The sequence below is a fragment of the Bilifractor sp. HCP3S3_D3 genome, assembly GCF_052063915.1.
Classification (GTDB): domain Bacteria; phylum Bacillota; class Clostridia; order Lachnospirales; family Lachnospiraceae; genus Bilifractor.
Genome location: NZ_JBQHWP010000028.1, coordinates 1 through 15,112 on the forward strand (window position 1 = coordinate 1; position 15,112 = coordinate 15,112).

A 15,112-nucleotide genomic window follows, 5' to 3' on the forward strand; every position below is an offset into this window, starting at 1 on the left:
GGAAGTGCCGTAAGGCATGGAGCTGACTGTTACTAATCGGTCGAGGGTTTGACCTGAAGCATAAGTTGGAACGGAAGGAGGGAATCCGGAGACGGATTCCCGGGAAGAGTTCGTGTGTTCAGTTTTGAAGGTATGTACCTTCTCATAATTTAAGGAAATGAAATATTCCTCCTTAGCTCAGTCGGTAGAGCGCATGACTGTTAATCATGATGTCGGCGGTTCGAGTCCACCAGGGGGAGCTTGGTAGAGCCCGTAAATGCAATATTTACGGGCTTTTTTGTCATATATGGGGGTATGTGTTTCGGACAGGGAAGGTAAATCGTCATGCCTCACAAGCGGGAGCACACATATGGTATAAGCTGTGGATACTTGTACATTTCGCACAGAATCATGTATAATTTTGTATCAGAAGGCATAAAGTTTATGGCCGGGTGAATATCCATGCGGTATATTGTGCTTACGCCGTACACAGTATAAACTGCAGACCAGCGAAGTGATGCAGGAACTTATGCATGTCGGATATGGATCAATGATATTTCAGATATTAGGAGTCAGATATGGGATTTTCGAGGGATTTTGTTTGGGGAGCTGCGACCAGTGCGTATCAGATTGAAGGCGCCGCCGGTGGTACTGGAAAAGGAATGAATGTATGGGATGTATTTACGAAGGAACCGGGAAGAATATTCGATGGCCACACGGGTGACACGGCCTGTGATCATTATCATCGCTTTCGCGAGGATGTGAAGATCATGAAAGAGATCGGGTTGAAGGCATATCGTTTTTCGATCGACTGGTCCCGTGTGCTGCCCGAGGGAACCGGGCGGGTAAATGAGGAGGGCATCCGGTTTTACAGCGATCTGATTGATGAACTCCTGAGAAATGGCATTGAACCATATGTTACTTTATTCCATTGGGAACTGCCCTATGAGCTGTATAAAAAGGGCGGCTGGCTGAACCGGGACATCGCGGAATGGTTTGGAAATTACGCGCGGCTGATCGCGGAAAGGTTCAGCGACAGAGTGACACATTTCTTCACCTTGAACGAGCCTCAGTGCTTTGTGGGACTGGGATACCTGAATGGAGTTCACGCGCCGGGACTGAAATGTCCGCTGCGCGATACCTTTGAGATGGCTCATAATGCGCTTCGTGCTCATGGACGCGCGGTTCAGGCGCTGCGACAGTACGCAAAACAGCCGCTGATTATCGGATATGCGCCGACAAGCGGAGTCATTTATCCGGCGAGTGAAAAAACTGAAGATATTGAGGCAGCAAGAGAAAAATATTTTTCCCTGCAGGATGATGATTCCAACTGGACCTGGAACGTGACATGGTGGTCAGACCCTGTTCTGCTGGGACACTATCCGGAAGAAGGTCTCATAAGATATGAGAAATATCTGCCGCGGATTACAGACGCAGATTTGAGGCTGATTTCCGAGCCGATCGACGTCTATGGACAGAATATCTATAACGGCAGGGCTTTTCGTAGGGGAGCCGATGGAAAGCCGGAGGAGGTGGAAAGAATCCCCGGGTATCCAAGAACAGCGTCAAACTGGCCGGTCACACCGGAATGTCTGTACTGGGGACCGAAGTTCCTTTATGAGAGATACCAGAAACCCATATACATCACCGAAAATGGCATGTCGTGTCATGACGTGGTTTCAGTCGACGGCAGAGTGCATGATCCGAACCGTATAGATTTTCTGACGCGTTATCTGCATGAATTGAAACGGGCGGCGGATGAGATCGATCTGCGGGGATATTTTCTGTGGTCACTGATGGATAATTTTGAATGGGCCCAAGGTTACTCAGAACGGTTTGGACTTGTTTATGTGAATTATAATACGCAGGAGCGGATAAAGAAGGATTCGGCATATTGGTACAGCGATGTGATCCGGACAAATGGAGCCGGTCTTTGATTTACGCGAACAGTGAGCCGCAGCCGAATGCGAAGTGTTCGTGTGTGGCGAGCGTCGCGATAGCGAGATAAAACTCGCGAAGCGTGTTTTATCTCGTTTTTTGCCTGTTGTCCGCCATCTGGCCGGGCAGTTTGATAATCATGCGATCAGAGGAGTAAAAGAATGGGATGGAAGGGAAGCTGTGATACGTGTGCGTATCTTATCTATGATGAAGACTTTGGGGAGTACCTGTGCGATATCAATATGGACGAGGATGATTTCTCAAGACTGATGCAGGATGAACATGCGGACTGCCCCTACTATCGCAATGGAGATGAGTACGCAGTAGCAAGGAAGCAGGGATTCTGATTTACGCGAACAGTGAGCCGCAGCCGAATGCGAAGTATTCGTGTGCGGCGAGCGTCGCGATAACGAGATAAAACTCGCACAGCGTGTTTTATCTCGTTGGAAATGCCCATATCGGATCCTATACTGTGCAGAATATCGTTACACTAATCGCAGACGGAGGAGAAGAAATGACAGGTGAACAGAATCTGATCAGGGAAGCTTATCTTGCCCGGGGAAACGCGTATGCTCCATACTCAAAGTTCCGGGTAGGAGCGGCGCTTCTAGGGAAAAGCGGGCGGATATATCGCGGATGCAATATTGAAAATGCTTCCTTTGGGGCAGGGATCTGTGCGGAACGGGCTGCTTTTGCGAGGGCAATATCCGAAGGAGAGATGGAGTTTGTTGCGATTGCAATCACAGGAGGAGAAGACTCCGCGGAATCCTTTCATTACTGTCCGCCATGCGGTATCTGTCGCCAGGTAATGAGAGAGTTCTGCAGGCCGGAGTTTAAAATCATACTCGAGGATACGGAAAAGGGAATGCGTTGTTTTTCACTTGGCGAATTACTTCCGGAAAGCTTCGGGCCGGATTCTCTGTAAAGGCGATATTCACAAAGAGTTCGACACCTGCAGGATTGCATGAAAAATCGGGCATCCGTTTATTTGCGTATTAGAGGTATTCGTTTATTATATTTGCGTATTAGAGGTATCAGTGTATTTGCGTATGCGTGATCAGAAAAAAATCAATGAGGAATCGGCGTTTCTTTCACAATACATGAAGTCGTGCCGGATTTGTCCGAGACGATGCGGGGCGGAACGGGAGAACGGAAAAACGGGAGTCTGCGGTGTGCCCGCCGATTTGTATGTGACAAGAGCCGCACTGCATTTCTGGGAGGAGCCCTGTATCTCCGGGAGCAGGGAGAACGGAACCGCAAATGGATCGGGGACAGTTTTTTTCTCCGGATGCTCCTTGAAGTGTGTTTATTGTCAGAATTACGAGATTGCGCACGCGAGGACGGGGAAGAAAATCACGGTCGACAGGCTGGCCGAAATCTTTCTGGAGCTCCAGGACAAGAAGGCCAATAATATCAACCTGGTGACACCGACGCAGTATGTGCCGCAGATTGTCCTTGCGGCAGATAGGGCACGGAAAATGGGACTTAAGATTCCGTTTGTGTGCAACTGCGGAGGATATGAAGATCCCGAGACTTTGCGGCTTCTGGATGGTATCATCGACATCTATCTGACAGATTTTAAATATATGGAGGCCGATCTGGCAAAGAAGTATTCCGGAGCGGAAGACTATCCGGAATGGGCGGCCCGATCACTGGCGGAGATGTACAGACAGTGTCCGGAATCTGTTTTTTCCGAGGATGGTCTGATGAAAAGGGGGATCATCGTAAGAAATCTTCTGCTTCCCGGACATGTCCGAAACTCAAAGAAGGTGGTAGAATATGTCTGGACAAACTATGGAGACAGGGTATGGCTCAGCCTGATGAATCAGTACACGCCTTTTGAGAGGATTCGGGACAGGTATCCGGAGATCAGCAGAAAGGTAACACGGAGAGAATACGACGCGCTTATTGATTATGCGCTGGAGCTTGGCGTTGAGAATGCGTTTATTCAGGAGGGCGGTACTGCGGAGGAGAGCTTCATTCCTTCATTTGACGGAGAGGGCGTCTGAGATGAAGAAACACCGGTTCGGGCAGCAGAGATTCTGCTGAATCACTATTGCAACGGTCGGATACAGGAAAGTCGGAATAGCGACAGAAAAGAGGAATCAGTATGGACATTAAAATCGGATTTATCGGCTGCGGAAATATGGCAGGCGCGATGATCGGAGGAATTCTGAAGAAGAAGCTTGTGCCTGCCGGGAATATCATGGCGTCGGCAAAGAGCAGAGAAACGGTAGAAAAAGCGGAAAAACAGTTTTCCATCGCAGCGACGCAGAATAATATCGAGGTCGCGGAATTTTCAGACGTCCTTGTCCTTGCGGTGAAGCCTGTATACATGGAGGAGGTGGTCCGTGAAATTGCGGATCACGTGCGCGAAGATACAATTGTTGTAACGCTTGCGCCGGGCAAGACGCTGCAATGGCTGAAGGAGACTTTCGGAAGACCGATCAAAATTGTGAGAACCATGCCGAACACGCCTGCTCTCGTAGGCGAGGGCATGACAGCGCTCTGTCCCGATGGTTCTGCGACCGATGAGGATCTCAAGGTTGTGCGGGAGATTTTCGAAAGCTTCGGGCGCTGTGAGATTGTGAAGGAAAATATGATGGATGTCGTTACAGGGGTGAGCGGAAGTTCTCCGGCTTACGCCTTTCTCTTTATAGAAGCACTGGCGGATGCTGCCGTACACGACGGAATGCCGAGGAGGCAGGCATATGAGTTTGCGGCGCAGACGCTGCTTGGAAGTGCGAAGATGGTTCTTGAAACCGGAAAGCATCCGGGTGAGCTGAAGGATATGGTGTGCTCTCCGGGTGGGACGACGATCGAGGCAGTTCGTGTGCTGGAAGAGAAGGGATTTCGGAGTGCTGTAATACAAGCTACGCTGGCCTGCATTGACAAGGCAGGAAAATTATGACCCAATCTGAAGTCTCGCACGCAGGAGTGCACAATGTCCGGTTCGCACCATGAAAAATTATTGTGGTTTCCGGGATACAGTGCGGCAGGACATGATATCAATAAACAAATGTGCTCCGGGATTCCGGGATTATGTGTGGGAGGACGGCAGATCGACAAGCGAACGTGCTCCGCGTACGGGCGTCAGAATACGGGAAAGATTCAGAAAGAATAATTCAGAAAGAATAACTCAGAAAGGATAAGACTATGGCTAAGGTATATGTATTTCTTGCGGACGGTCTCGAGGAGGTCGAGGCCATGACACCGGTTGATGTTCTTAGAAGAGCCGGAAATGAAGTGATTACGGTCTCTGTTATGGGCAGAAAATGGATCAGAGGTTCTCACAAAATCTATCTTGAGGCGGACCGTCTGATTCAGGAGGTAAAGTGCGAGGATGGTGATCTGTACGTTCTCCCCGGCGGAGGCGAAGGTACAAAGAACCTTGCGGAAAACCATGAACTTGCGCAAATACTGAACAGCGCGTATATCTCCGGCAGTCATATCGCGGCGATCTGCGCAGCACCGTCGATCTTCGGAAAGATGGGATTTCTGGAAAGCAGAAAGGCTACGGTATATCCCGGGATGGAAGACACTCTGACCGGAGCAGAATATCAGGATGTGCCGGTTGTTACGGACGATAATGTCACCACCGGTCACGGCCCCGGGGCTGCCTTTGATTTTGCTTTTGAGCTCGTGCGTATCCTGAACGGGGAGGACAGTGCGAGAGAGCTGAAGAAACAGATGGTATTTCAGCATGAAACGGTAGTGTGACAGGTCAACAGAGGGTATTTCAGCACGAGACGGCAGCGCGACGGGAGAATAACAGATTGTCATGAGACTGGAGAAGATTCAGAAGCTTTTAAGGGAAAAGGAATATCCGTTTACATATGCGGAGGATGACGGTGTAGGCAGTATTGATTTCATCGACCGCGGGCTGTCCTATCATATCTGGGAATTCCGGAATGATGACGGCAGCTGCGGGGCGGAGACCAACCTTATGCACGCGGGGCATATGGAAGAAGTGACCGGAGATTACGAGAACGAGATCTGCAGGACACTGGAGATCTTTGACAATCGTCAGGGCATGTAGCTTTCTGAGCGGGGAGGATGAGAATCCGTTGAGCTGGAAGGAGATCGAATCAAAAATCATACAGAGAAGGCCGTGGCCGCATGCCGTTATTTTTGACATGGATGGTCTTATGTATCGGACGGAGCAGATGATCCGGGAAGCATGGGACATTGTCGGACCGGAATTCGCCGGACATCCGCTCGGGGATGAGATTTTTCATACAATGGGTATGAACCGGGCATTGCGGGTCGAGTATTTTCATGGAAAATTCGGCATGGATTTTCCGTATGAGAAGTTTGAGAAAAAATACAAGGCCATCGTGACACGAAAAAAGCTGACCGAGGGAATTCCGGTTCAGACAGGTCTCTTTGAATTGCTTCAGTTCCTCTCGAATGAAAAAATTCCGATGGTGCTTGCCACCGGATCAAGCAGCGGACATACGTACCTGAACCTGGCGGTCACCCGGACACCGAACGTTTTTTGTTCCGTGATCTGCGGTGACATGGTTAGAGCCGCGAAGCCGGACCCATTCATTTACCGGCTTTCGTGTCAGAAGCTCGGAATGAAACCGGAGGAAACACTGGTTCTGGAGGATTCTGTCAATGGGGTGAAGGCCGGCTTTGCAGCGGGAACACCGGTGATCATGGTACCGGACCTGCAGAAAAATACTGCTGCGGTCGACGGCATGTATCTTCAGAAAATGTCATCTCTGCTGGACGTTCGGGACTACATACGCGACAGATATCAGCTGCGGGACAAAAAGCAGATCTAAAGAGGGAGAAAATTTGGCGACCGGAATCAGATGCCGGGCAGAAAAATAAAAATACCGCGCGCATCCCGTCGATCCGTCCCCCACATGCGTTACTTCTGCAGTTAACTCGGCCCAGGCGACCCTACGTCACACGAAAGGTTCTGCTTAGTGCTGCTGCATTCCTGCCCTGACACGGTTCACAGATTTCCGTTGCGTAAGACCCGGACGTCATCGTCACTTACAGAAGGCAGCCACGAAAGGACTAAGGCCTCTGTTCAGCATCACCCCTGCTATAGCGGATTGCAGGTACAGGGAGCCGCTGCTTCCCCGGTTGCGCGGATAAGGTGAAGTATAACGTCTTTGCGTTCAAAAGTCAACGGGGCTTTGCCAGTTGCAGTCCAACACGTAGCTTTGCCGGTTGCAGACCAACAGAAACTATTCTTGTGTGAGAAAGGGATTTATTTTATAATAAGGGAAGCAAAATGGTGAGGCATGACGCGAGTCGATTGCACTCAGGAAAGGACAAAAGTATGATGAGAATTGGTATGTTGACAAGCGGAGGCGACTGTCAGGCTCTGAATGCTACTATGCGGGGCGTAGTTAAGGGCCTGGCGAATAATCTGGATGAGCTGGAAGTCTACGGTTTTATGAATGGATACAAGGGCCTCATCTACGGCGATTACCGGATGCTGACGGATCACGATTTTTCCGGTATTCTTACCCGCGGCGGTACAATTCTCGGTACATCCCGTCAGCCGTTCAAACTGATGAGAGAGCCGGATGAGAATGGCCTCGACAAGGTGGAAGCCATGAAGCAGAACTATTATAAGCTCCGCCTCGACTGCCTGGTGATTCTCGGCGGAAACGGAACCCAGAAGACCGCAAATCTTCTCCGTCAAGAAGGTTTGAACATCATTCATCTTCCGAAGACGATTGATAACGACATCTACGGAACGGATATGACCTTCGGTTTTTACAGCGCGGTGGACATCGCGACAAACGCGATTGACTGCATTCATACGACGGCATCCTCTCACAACAGGGTTTTCATTGTAGAAGTGATGGGGCATAAGGTAGGCTGGCTGACTCTTTACGCAGGAATTGCCAGCGGCGCGGATGTGATTCTGATCCCGGAAATCCCTTATGACATCAGTAAGATCATCGATGCGATCAACAAGCGGAAGATGCGCGGAAGCGGATTTACCATTCTTGCGGTTGCCGAAGGAGCGATTCCAAAAGAGATCGCCGCTCTTCCAAAGAAGGAAGCCAAGAAGAAAATGGCGGAAATCGCGAAGCAGTTCCCGTCGATTTCTTATAAAATCGCTGATGATATTTTCAAGGAGACCGGCATGGAAATCCGGGTGACGGTTCCCGGCCATATGCAGAGAGGAGGAAGCCCCTGCGCGTACGACCGAATTCTTTCGACAAGAATCGGATCCGAGGCAGCCAAGCTGATCCTTGAAAGACAGTACGGTTATATGGTTGCGCTCGTCAACGGTAAGATCAAGAAGATACCGCTTGAAGATGTCGCAGGCAAGCTTAAGACGGTTGATCCGGCATGCCAGGAAATCAGCGACGCGAAGCGGATCGGAATCTCCTTCGGAGACTGATGCGCGGCAATCCGGAAATCAGCGGCGCGAAGCGAATCGGAATTCTTTTCGGAGACGGATGTCCGACTATCACAGAGAATAGAAAAGGAAAATGCTCCCGCTGGCGGGCCGGCAGAGATGCCGCTCCGACGGGAGCAATTTATCGTTTCGACCGAAGTGTGCAACAGGTATTTAAGGAGTATTTGAATGAGCTATACTGCTCTGTATCGAAAGTTCCGGCCGACTACCTTCGATGAGGTAAAGGGTCAGGATCATATCGTCACGACATTAAAGAACCAGCTGAAGGCAGGGAGAATTGGTCATGCCTACCTGTTCTGCGGAACACGTGGTACCGGCAAGACAACCGTCGCAAAAATTCTCGCGAGGGCGGTAAACTGCGAATCCCCGCGGGAGGACGGAAGTCCGTGCAATGCGTGCGAAACCTGCAGAGAGATTCTGAACGGAACCTCGGGCAATGTGATTGAGATCGATGCGGCCTCCAATAACGGCGTGGATAACATCCGGGAAATCCGTGAGGAGGTTCAGTACCGGCCAACAAGGGGCAGATACAAGGTTTATATCATAGACGAGGTGCACATGCTTTCCACCGGTGCCTTTAACGCTCTGCTGAAGACGCTGGAGGAGCCGCCGGAATATGTGATTTTTATTCTTGCTACGACAGAGGTCAACAAGATCCCGGTTACCATTCTTTCCAGGTGTCAGAGGTATAATTTCCAACGGATTACGATCGACACGATTGTGTCCAGACTGCAGGAGCTTCTGCAAAGGGAGGGTGTAGAGGCGGAGGAAAAAGCCATCCGCTATGTGGCGAAAGCTGCCGACGGCTCTATGCGGGACGCCCTGAGTCTGCTGGATCAGTGCATCGCTTTTTATCTCGGGGAAAAGCTTACCTACGAAAAAGTTCTCGATGTGCTGGGGACGGTCGACACAGAGGTATTCAGCAGGCTTCTGCGAAGGGTTATTGACGGGGACGCCTCGGGAGCCATCCGGATTCTCAATGAGATGGTCCGCAACGGCAAGGAGATGGGGCAGTTGGTGACAGACTTCACATGGTATCTGCGAAACCTGATGCTGGTGCAGAATTCCGATGATCTGGAGGATGTTCTTGATGTTTCCGCGGAGAATCTCAGGCAGCTGAAAGAGGAAAGCACAATGATTGACAGCAACGGTCTGATGCGGTACATTCGTATATTGTCAGACCTGAGCAATCAGCTTCGTTTTGCGGCGCAGAAGCAGATCCTGACGGAAACTGCTCTGATCCGGCTCTGCAGGCCGCAGATGGATACGGATCTGTCCGGTGTGCTGGACCGGATTCGTCAGCTGGAGAAGAAAATGGAAAGCGGGACATTTGTACAGGCAGTTCCCGCCGGTTCCGCCGGGGAAGCGGCGAATATGCCTGGGAGAGGGACAAACCCGGAACATCCGGAAAAACCTGCCGCTGTCAGGGCCGCGCCGGAAGATCTGAAAAGGATCCGGGCGGAATGGAAAAAAATCGCGGGAATGACCCGGGAACCTCTGCATGCCTACCTGGAAAAGGCGGTTCCCAAATATGACAGTGCCAGCGGCAGCAACGTGCTGTATTTGTCCATGGAGGATGATATCAGCCGCACGCAGGTAAATGACGAGTCCCGCAGGGAAGAGCTGAAGGCGGTCATTCGTGAGCTGACCGGCAGGGAGGTTGAAATTGAGGCCGTCGCGCCGGATGAAGGCGGTGAAAAGAAACTGACGGATATCCCGGTTGAGGAGATGCTGGAGGCAGAGATCCAGGGTATCCCGATCGAAGAGGAAGACGATGACGACGGTGAGGAACCGTACGATTATGAAGGAGGCTCCTATGAGTAAGAGAGGCGGATTTCAGGGCGGAATGCCCGGAAACATGAATAATCTGATGAAGCAGGCACAGCGGATGCAGCGTAAGCTTGAGGAACAGGCAAAGGAGATGGAGACCAGAGAGTTTACGTCTGCTGCGGGAGGCGGAGCGGTCAAGGTAACGGTTACCGGAAAAAGAGAGGTAACAAAGGTTGAGATTGACCCGGAGGCGGTTGATCCCGAGGACGTGGAGATGCTGGAAGATCTGATCGTCGCTGCGACGAACGAGGCCCTGCGTCAGGTAGAGACTGCGCAGGCTGAGCAGATGGGAAGCATCACCGGAGGCATGGGCGGCCTCGGAGGTCTTGGCTTTTAATGGCGTATTACAGCGAAAATATTTCAAAGCTGATTGAACAGCTGGGAAGACTGCCGGGCATCGGGCCGAAGTCCGCGCAGAGGCTCGCGTTTTACATCATCAATATGCCGGAGGACCAGGTGAAGGAGCTGTCGGGTTCGATCATCAATGCGAAGGAGAAGGTACATTACTGCAGGATCTGCGGCAATCTGACCGATCAGGAGCTCTGCCCGATCTGCGCGGATCCGAACCGCAACCACCGGCAGATTATGGTGGTCGAAAATACCAGAGACCTCGCGGCGTATGAGAAAACGCAGAAATACACCGGCGTTTACCATGTGCTTCAGGGAGCAATTTCCCCGATGCTCGGGATCGGTCCGGAGGACATACGGCTGAAGGAACTGATGCAGCGGCTCCAGGGGGACGTTGATGAGGTCATCATTGCGACCAATTCCTCACTGGAGGGAGAGACGACCGCAATGTATATCAGCAAGCTGATCAAGCCGACGGGAATACGGACGACGAGGATCGCAAGCGGTGTTCCGGTCGGGGGCGACCTGGAATATATCGATGAGGTTACGCTTCTGAGGGCCCTGGAAGGCCGGACGGAGCTCTGATGAGACTTTGAAATCATACCCCTTTCAACAGTGTAATAACCGGTACGATACTGCACCGCACAGGAAAGAACGGCGCTATACTGTACCGCACAGGAAAGAATGGTACGATACTGTACCAAATACGAAAAAAAGGTATGATACTGTATCGTACACGGTAGAATCTACGGATTGCACGGCGTTTCGCGCCAAGGCAATTCTACAGGAACAGGAGTAAAAATGGAAAATCTGGAATTACAGAAAATTGCAAATGAAGTCCGCCAGGACATCGTAACCGCCGTACATTCCGCGAAATCCGGCCATCCGGGCGGGTCTCTCGGAGCGGCGGATATTTTTACCTATCTGTATTTTGAGGAGCTGAAGAACATTGATCCGCACGATCCGAAGAAGCCGGATCGTGACCGCTTTGTGCTTTCCAAGGGCCACTGCGCGCCGGGGCTGTATTCCGCTCTGGCGGAGAGGGGCTACTTCCCGAAGGAGGATCTCGTCAGCCTCCGTCATGTGGGCTCCTATCTGCAGGGGCATCCGAACATGAACGACACTCCCGGTGTGGACATGTCTACGGGATCACTCGGACAGGGTGTCTCCGTTGCCTGCGGAATGGCGCTCGCCGCGAAGCTGTCCGGAGAAAGCTATCATGTATACACGCTGCTCGGAGATGGTGAGTGCGAAGAGGGTGAGGTCTGGGAGGCCGCGATGTTCGCGGGCGACAAGAAGCTGGACAATCTCACCGTAATTGTGGACTACAACAATCTCCAGATCGACGGGACCCTGGAGGAGGTCAATTCCCCCCTTCCGCTCGACCGGAAGTTTGAGTCCTTCCGTTTCCACGTCATCTCCGTGGCGGACGGAAACGACTTTGATCAGCTCCGCGCTGCTTTCCGCGAGGCAGCACAGATCAAGGGCATGCCGACGGCGATCATCTGCAGAACCGTGAAAGGAAAAGGTGTCTCCTATATGGAGAACAACTGCGGCTGGCACGGCAAGGCACCGAATGACGAGGAGTACGCGCAGGCAATGGAAGAACTGAAGAAAGCAGGTGAAGCATTATGTCAGAAGTAAAGAAAATCGCCACCCGAGAGAGCTACGGAAACGCTCTGGTGGAGCTTGGAAAGAAGCACGACGACCTGGTGGTTCTGGACGCGGATCTTGCGGGAGCGACCAAGACAGGAATTTTTAAGAAGGCTTTCCCGGAGCGCCATATTGACTGCGGAATTGCCGAGGGCAACATGATGGCCGTTGCGGCGGGACTTGCCGCTGCGGGAATGGTTCCGTTCGCAAGCAGCTTTGCCATGTTCGCGGCGGGACGCGCGTACGAGCAGGTCAGAAACTCCATCGGCTATCCCCACCTGAATGTAAAGATCGGCGCGACGCACGCGGGAATCTCCGTCGGAGAAGACGGAGCGTCCCACCAGTGCCTGGAGGATATCGCGCTGATGCGCGTGATCCCGGGGATGACCGTCATCGTTCCGTCGGACGACATCGAGGCACGGGCGGCCGTCGAGGCAGCATATGCGTACAAGGGACCGGTATATCTGCGGTTCGGACGTCTGGCGGTTCCGGTGATCAATGACAGACCGGACTACCGGTTTGAAATCGGAAAAGGCATCACCCTTCGTGAGGGAAAGGATGTGACCATCATTGCGACAGGACTGGAAGTGCAGTCGGCGCTTGAGGCCGCACAGAAGCTTGCGGCGGATGGCATCGACGCAGAAGTGATCAACATCCACACGATCAAGCCGCTGGATGAAGAACTTATCCTTGCGTCCGCGAAGAAGACCGGGCGGGTTGTCACCGTGGAGGAACACTCTGTAATCGGAGGACTCGGCGGAGCGGTCTGCGAGGTACTTTCGGCGAAGGCACCGGTTCCGGTGCTTCGGATCGGCGTCAACGACGTATTCGGCGAGTCCGGACCGGCTGTGGAGCTTCTCCACAAGTACCGTCTCGACGGGGAAGGTTTATATAGCCAGATCCGCGCGTGGCTTTGATGCGGAGGATGAGCTGACCGGCGCACGCAGGAAGATTGTCCCGGCAGTACCCGCACGTAGCTTTGAGAAAAGGAAGACCGGAGATTGTTGGCCGGAGAACGGCTGAAAGGCTGTGAATGAGTGAAGAAGTGAAAAATACAACCGGAGAAGAGAGGGAAATCCCGAAACAACCGGGCAGCAATTCTGCGGATGTGGTTTCGAAAGAAAGCCCGCAGAAGACACCTGACATTTCGGAGAAGAAAACTCCGGAACGACCGGAAGAGAAAAACCCGGAAGGACCGGCAGGGAAAATCCCGGAGAAGCCGGAGGAGAAATCCACAGGCAGGCCGGCGGAGAAACCTCCGGACATTCCGAAAGAGAAAACTCCGGATGAACCGGAAGAAAATTCCACAGACAGATCCGTGGAGAAGAATGCAGACATTCGTGAGAACAGCGCACCGGAACGACCGGGAGAAAATCAGGGGAATCATCCGGAGAACCAGACAGAAAAACCTGCAGCTGATCCGGAGAAGAAAACGTCGGATATTCTGAAGAAGAACGGACGGGGGAAAACCCCGGGCGAAAGCTCAGAAAGCTCTGGCAGAGAAGACAGATCTGCTGATGAGGACGAACCGATTTCAGGAGATATGTCGTTTTCAGAAGATGAGCAGCTTCCAGAAGATGAGCCAATTTCAGAAGATGAGGCATTCTTTGATGAAGAGGAAGAACCCGTAAGCAGGGGATTCCATTTTCATTTTCGCTTCCCGAAAATCCGGATCCGTACCAAAAAGATAGCGGAGCAGGAAAAAGCACGCAGGCTCTCTGAAGAATCTGTACTTTCCGGAGAATCGGATGAAACAGAGGAAGCGGGCGGTGCCGGGGATAATACGCGGCAGGAGGAACATGTTATCTGGATTCCTGCCGGACTTGCTGCAGTTATTATCATTGTGGCAGTGGTTGTCGTGTCTGCGCTGGGCGCAATCTTCGGTACTGTTTACTGGAAGTACAGGGGCTATGAGGTGGTGGATTCCAGAAAGCAGGAAGATACCATGTCCGCCTCTTACTGCAGCGCAGGAGACAATATTCTGCGGTACAGTACGGACGGAGCCTCTCTGATCAGCCGGTCCGGGACAGCCCTGTGGGACGTCAGTTATTCAATGAACGATCCGGAAGTGGCTATGTGCGGCGATATCATGGCCGTGTATGACAGGGACGGGACAAATATTGTGGTCTGTGACGCGTCCGGGGAAATTGGAACGATGTCAACCAGTCTCCCGATTGTCCGCGCCAAAGTGTGTGAAACCGGGGCTGTAGCTGCTCTGATGCAGGACAGCAGCAATGCCTATGTGGAATACTATGATAAAAAGGGCGCGAAGATTGCCACGATCAAAACCTCTATGGACAATCCGGGATTCCCTCTTGACATAGCACTCTCCGACGACGGTCAGAACATTGCCGTGTCATATCTGAGCTATGACAGCTCCGGTCAGAAGTCCATTGTGCGGTTCTATAATTTCGGCAGTGCCGGTCAGAATCAGATGGACAACCGGATCGCCGACTTTCAGTACAGCAATGTGATCATACCGCAGCTGGAATATCTGGATTCCCAGACTTGTGTCGCGTTCCGGTCGGATGGCTTCTCTGTGTACGGCGGCGAAAGCTCTATCAAAGAGACGGCAACGGTTTCCACTGATCAGAAGATACAGAGCGTTTTTCACGACGCCACCAGAATCGGGATGATTGTAAACGCCGCAGACTCCGGGGATTTCGATCTCCTCGTTTACAATACCGCCGGCAGGCAGCTGCTGGACAGGGAATTTAATTTCGCCTACCGCTCTGTTGAATTTACCGGAGATGAAATCAGTCTATACAATGGAGCAAAGATCTGCGTCTTCAATATGTATGGTGTGGAAAAATTCAACGGAAGCTACAGCGGTACTCCGCAGGAAATTTTTTCCATAGGGAAGCACAGATACGTTGTCGTGAAGGAAAATTCGCTTGATATGATCCGCCTGAAGTAGATTCGTGTCTACAGGTATGGTCCGCCTGAAGTAGATTCGTGTCTACAGAT

The 15,112-nt window shown here is 51.9% G+C and carries 15 protein-coding genes, 1 tRNA gene and 1 other RNA gene; 16 read left to right on the plus strand and 1 reads right to left on the minus strand.

All coding sequences use genetic code 11. From position 1 onward, the window contains the following. Positions 1-166 precede the first annotated feature (166 nt). From ACTNDI_RS12825 to ACTNDI_RS12865, 9 genes are all read left to right on the plus strand, one after another. A tRNA-Asn gene (locus ACTNDI_RS12825) sits at positions 167-239 on the plus strand. Between the two features lie 318 nt (positions 240-557). Continuing rightward, on the plus strand, positions 558-1,916 hold the full coding sequence (locus ACTNDI_RS12830) for a GH1 family beta-glucosidase (protein WP_441101364.1): 1,359 nt from the start codon (positions 558-560) through the stop codon (positions 1,914-1,916). A 162-nt stretch (positions 1,917-2,078) separates the two neighbouring features. After that, entirely contained in the window at positions 2,079-2,264 is a 186-nt protein-coding gene (locus ACTNDI_RS12835) for a DUF6472 family protein (RefSeq protein ID WP_441101365.1), read from the plus strand. A gap of 167 nt (positions 2,265-2,431) precedes the next feature. Beyond that, positions 2,432-2,842, plus strand: coding sequence for a cytidine deaminase (locus ACTNDI_RS12840; protein WP_441101366.1), 411 nt, complete (start codon positions 2,432-2,434; stop codon positions 2,840-2,842). A gap of 124 nt (positions 2,843-2,966) precedes the next feature. Next, complete coding sequence (locus ACTNDI_RS12845; protein WP_441101367.1) at positions 2,967-3,926, plus strand: radical SAM protein; 960 nt, start codon at positions 2,967-2,969, stop codon at positions 3,924-3,926. A 101-nt stretch (positions 3,927-4,027) separates the two neighbouring features. Further along, entirely contained in the window at positions 4,028-4,828 is an 801-nt protein-coding gene (gene proC, locus ACTNDI_RS12850) for a pyrroline-5-carboxylate reductase (protein WP_441101368.1), read from the plus strand. Between the two features lie 245 nt (positions 4,829-5,073). Continuing rightward, the gene (locus ACTNDI_RS12855) at positions 5,074-5,637 is read left to right on the plus strand and encodes a DJ-1 family glyoxalase III (protein ID WP_441101369.1); all 564 of its coding nucleotides are present in this window, start codon (positions 5,074-5,076) and stop codon (positions 5,635-5,637) included. Between the two features lie 61 nt (positions 5,638-5,698). Further along, positions 5,699-5,956 (plus strand): kinase, encoded by a 258-nt coding sequence (locus ACTNDI_RS12860; protein ID WP_441101370.1) that lies wholly within the window; start codon positions 5,699-5,701, stop codon positions 5,954-5,956. Positions 5,957-5,984: 28 nt separating this feature from the next. Continuing rightward, positions 5,985-6,707: an HAD family hydrolase gene (locus ACTNDI_RS12865; RefSeq protein ID WP_441101371.1), complete on the plus strand. Its 723-nt coding sequence runs from the start codon at positions 5,985-5,987 to the stop codon at positions 6,705-6,707. Positions 6,708-6,761: 54 nt separating this feature from the next. Here the strand turns inward: ACTNDI_RS12865 and ffs are convergent. Then, positions 6,762-7,025: signal recognition particle sRNA large type (gene ffs, locus ACTNDI_RS12870), an RNA gene on the minus strand. 191 nt (positions 7,026-7,216) lie between these two features. Between ffs and ACTNDI_RS12875 the strand changes: the two genes are divergently transcribed. The 7 genes from ACTNDI_RS12875 to ACTNDI_RS12905 all read left to right on the plus strand — a co-directional run bounded on the left by ACTNDI_RS12875 (position 7,217) and on the right by ACTNDI_RS12905 (position 15,062). Further along, a complete protein-coding gene (locus ACTNDI_RS12875; protein WP_441101372.1) occupies positions 7,217-8,296 on the plus strand; it encodes a 6-phosphofructokinase in 1,080 nt (359 codons plus the stop codon). 186 nt (positions 8,297-8,482) lie between these two features. After that, positions 8,483-10,138, plus strand: coding sequence for a DNA polymerase III subunit gamma/tau (gene dnaX / locus ACTNDI_RS12880; protein ID WP_441101373.1), 1,656 nt, complete (start codon positions 8,483-8,485; stop codon positions 10,136-10,138). Next, positions 10,131-10,481, plus strand: a complete 351-nt coding sequence (locus ACTNDI_RS12885) for a YbaB/EbfC family nucleoid-associated protein (protein ID WP_441101374.1) — start codon at positions 10,131-10,133, stop codon at positions 10,479-10,481. Before dnaX ends, ACTNDI_RS12885 begins: the two co-directional genes overlap by 8 nt. Continuing rightward, positions 10,481-11,077, plus strand: a complete 597-nt coding sequence (gene recR, locus ACTNDI_RS12890; protein WP_441101375.1) for a recombination mediator RecR — start codon at positions 10,481-10,483, stop codon at positions 11,075-11,077. Before ACTNDI_RS12885 ends, recR begins: the two co-directional genes overlap by 1 nt. A gap of 216 nt (positions 11,078-11,293) precedes the next feature. Next, the gene (locus ACTNDI_RS12895) at positions 11,294-12,136 is read left to right on the plus strand and encodes a transketolase (protein ID WP_441101376.1); all 843 of its coding nucleotides are present in this window, start codon (positions 11,294-11,296) and stop codon (positions 12,134-12,136) included. Further along, positions 12,124-13,062, plus strand: a complete 939-nt coding sequence (locus ACTNDI_RS12900) for a transketolase family protein (protein ID WP_441101377.1) — start codon at positions 12,124-12,126, stop codon at positions 13,060-13,062. The genes ACTNDI_RS12895 and ACTNDI_RS12900 overlap by 13 nt, the downstream gene beginning before the upstream one ends. A gap of 116 nt (positions 13,063-13,178) precedes the next feature. Further along, the gene (locus ACTNDI_RS12905; protein ID WP_441101378.1) at positions 13,179-15,062 is read left to right on the plus strand and encodes a DUF5711 family protein; all 1,884 of its coding nucleotides are present in this window, start codon (positions 13,179-13,181) and stop codon (positions 15,060-15,062) included. The last annotated feature ends 50 nt before the right edge of the window (positions 15,063-15,112 follow it).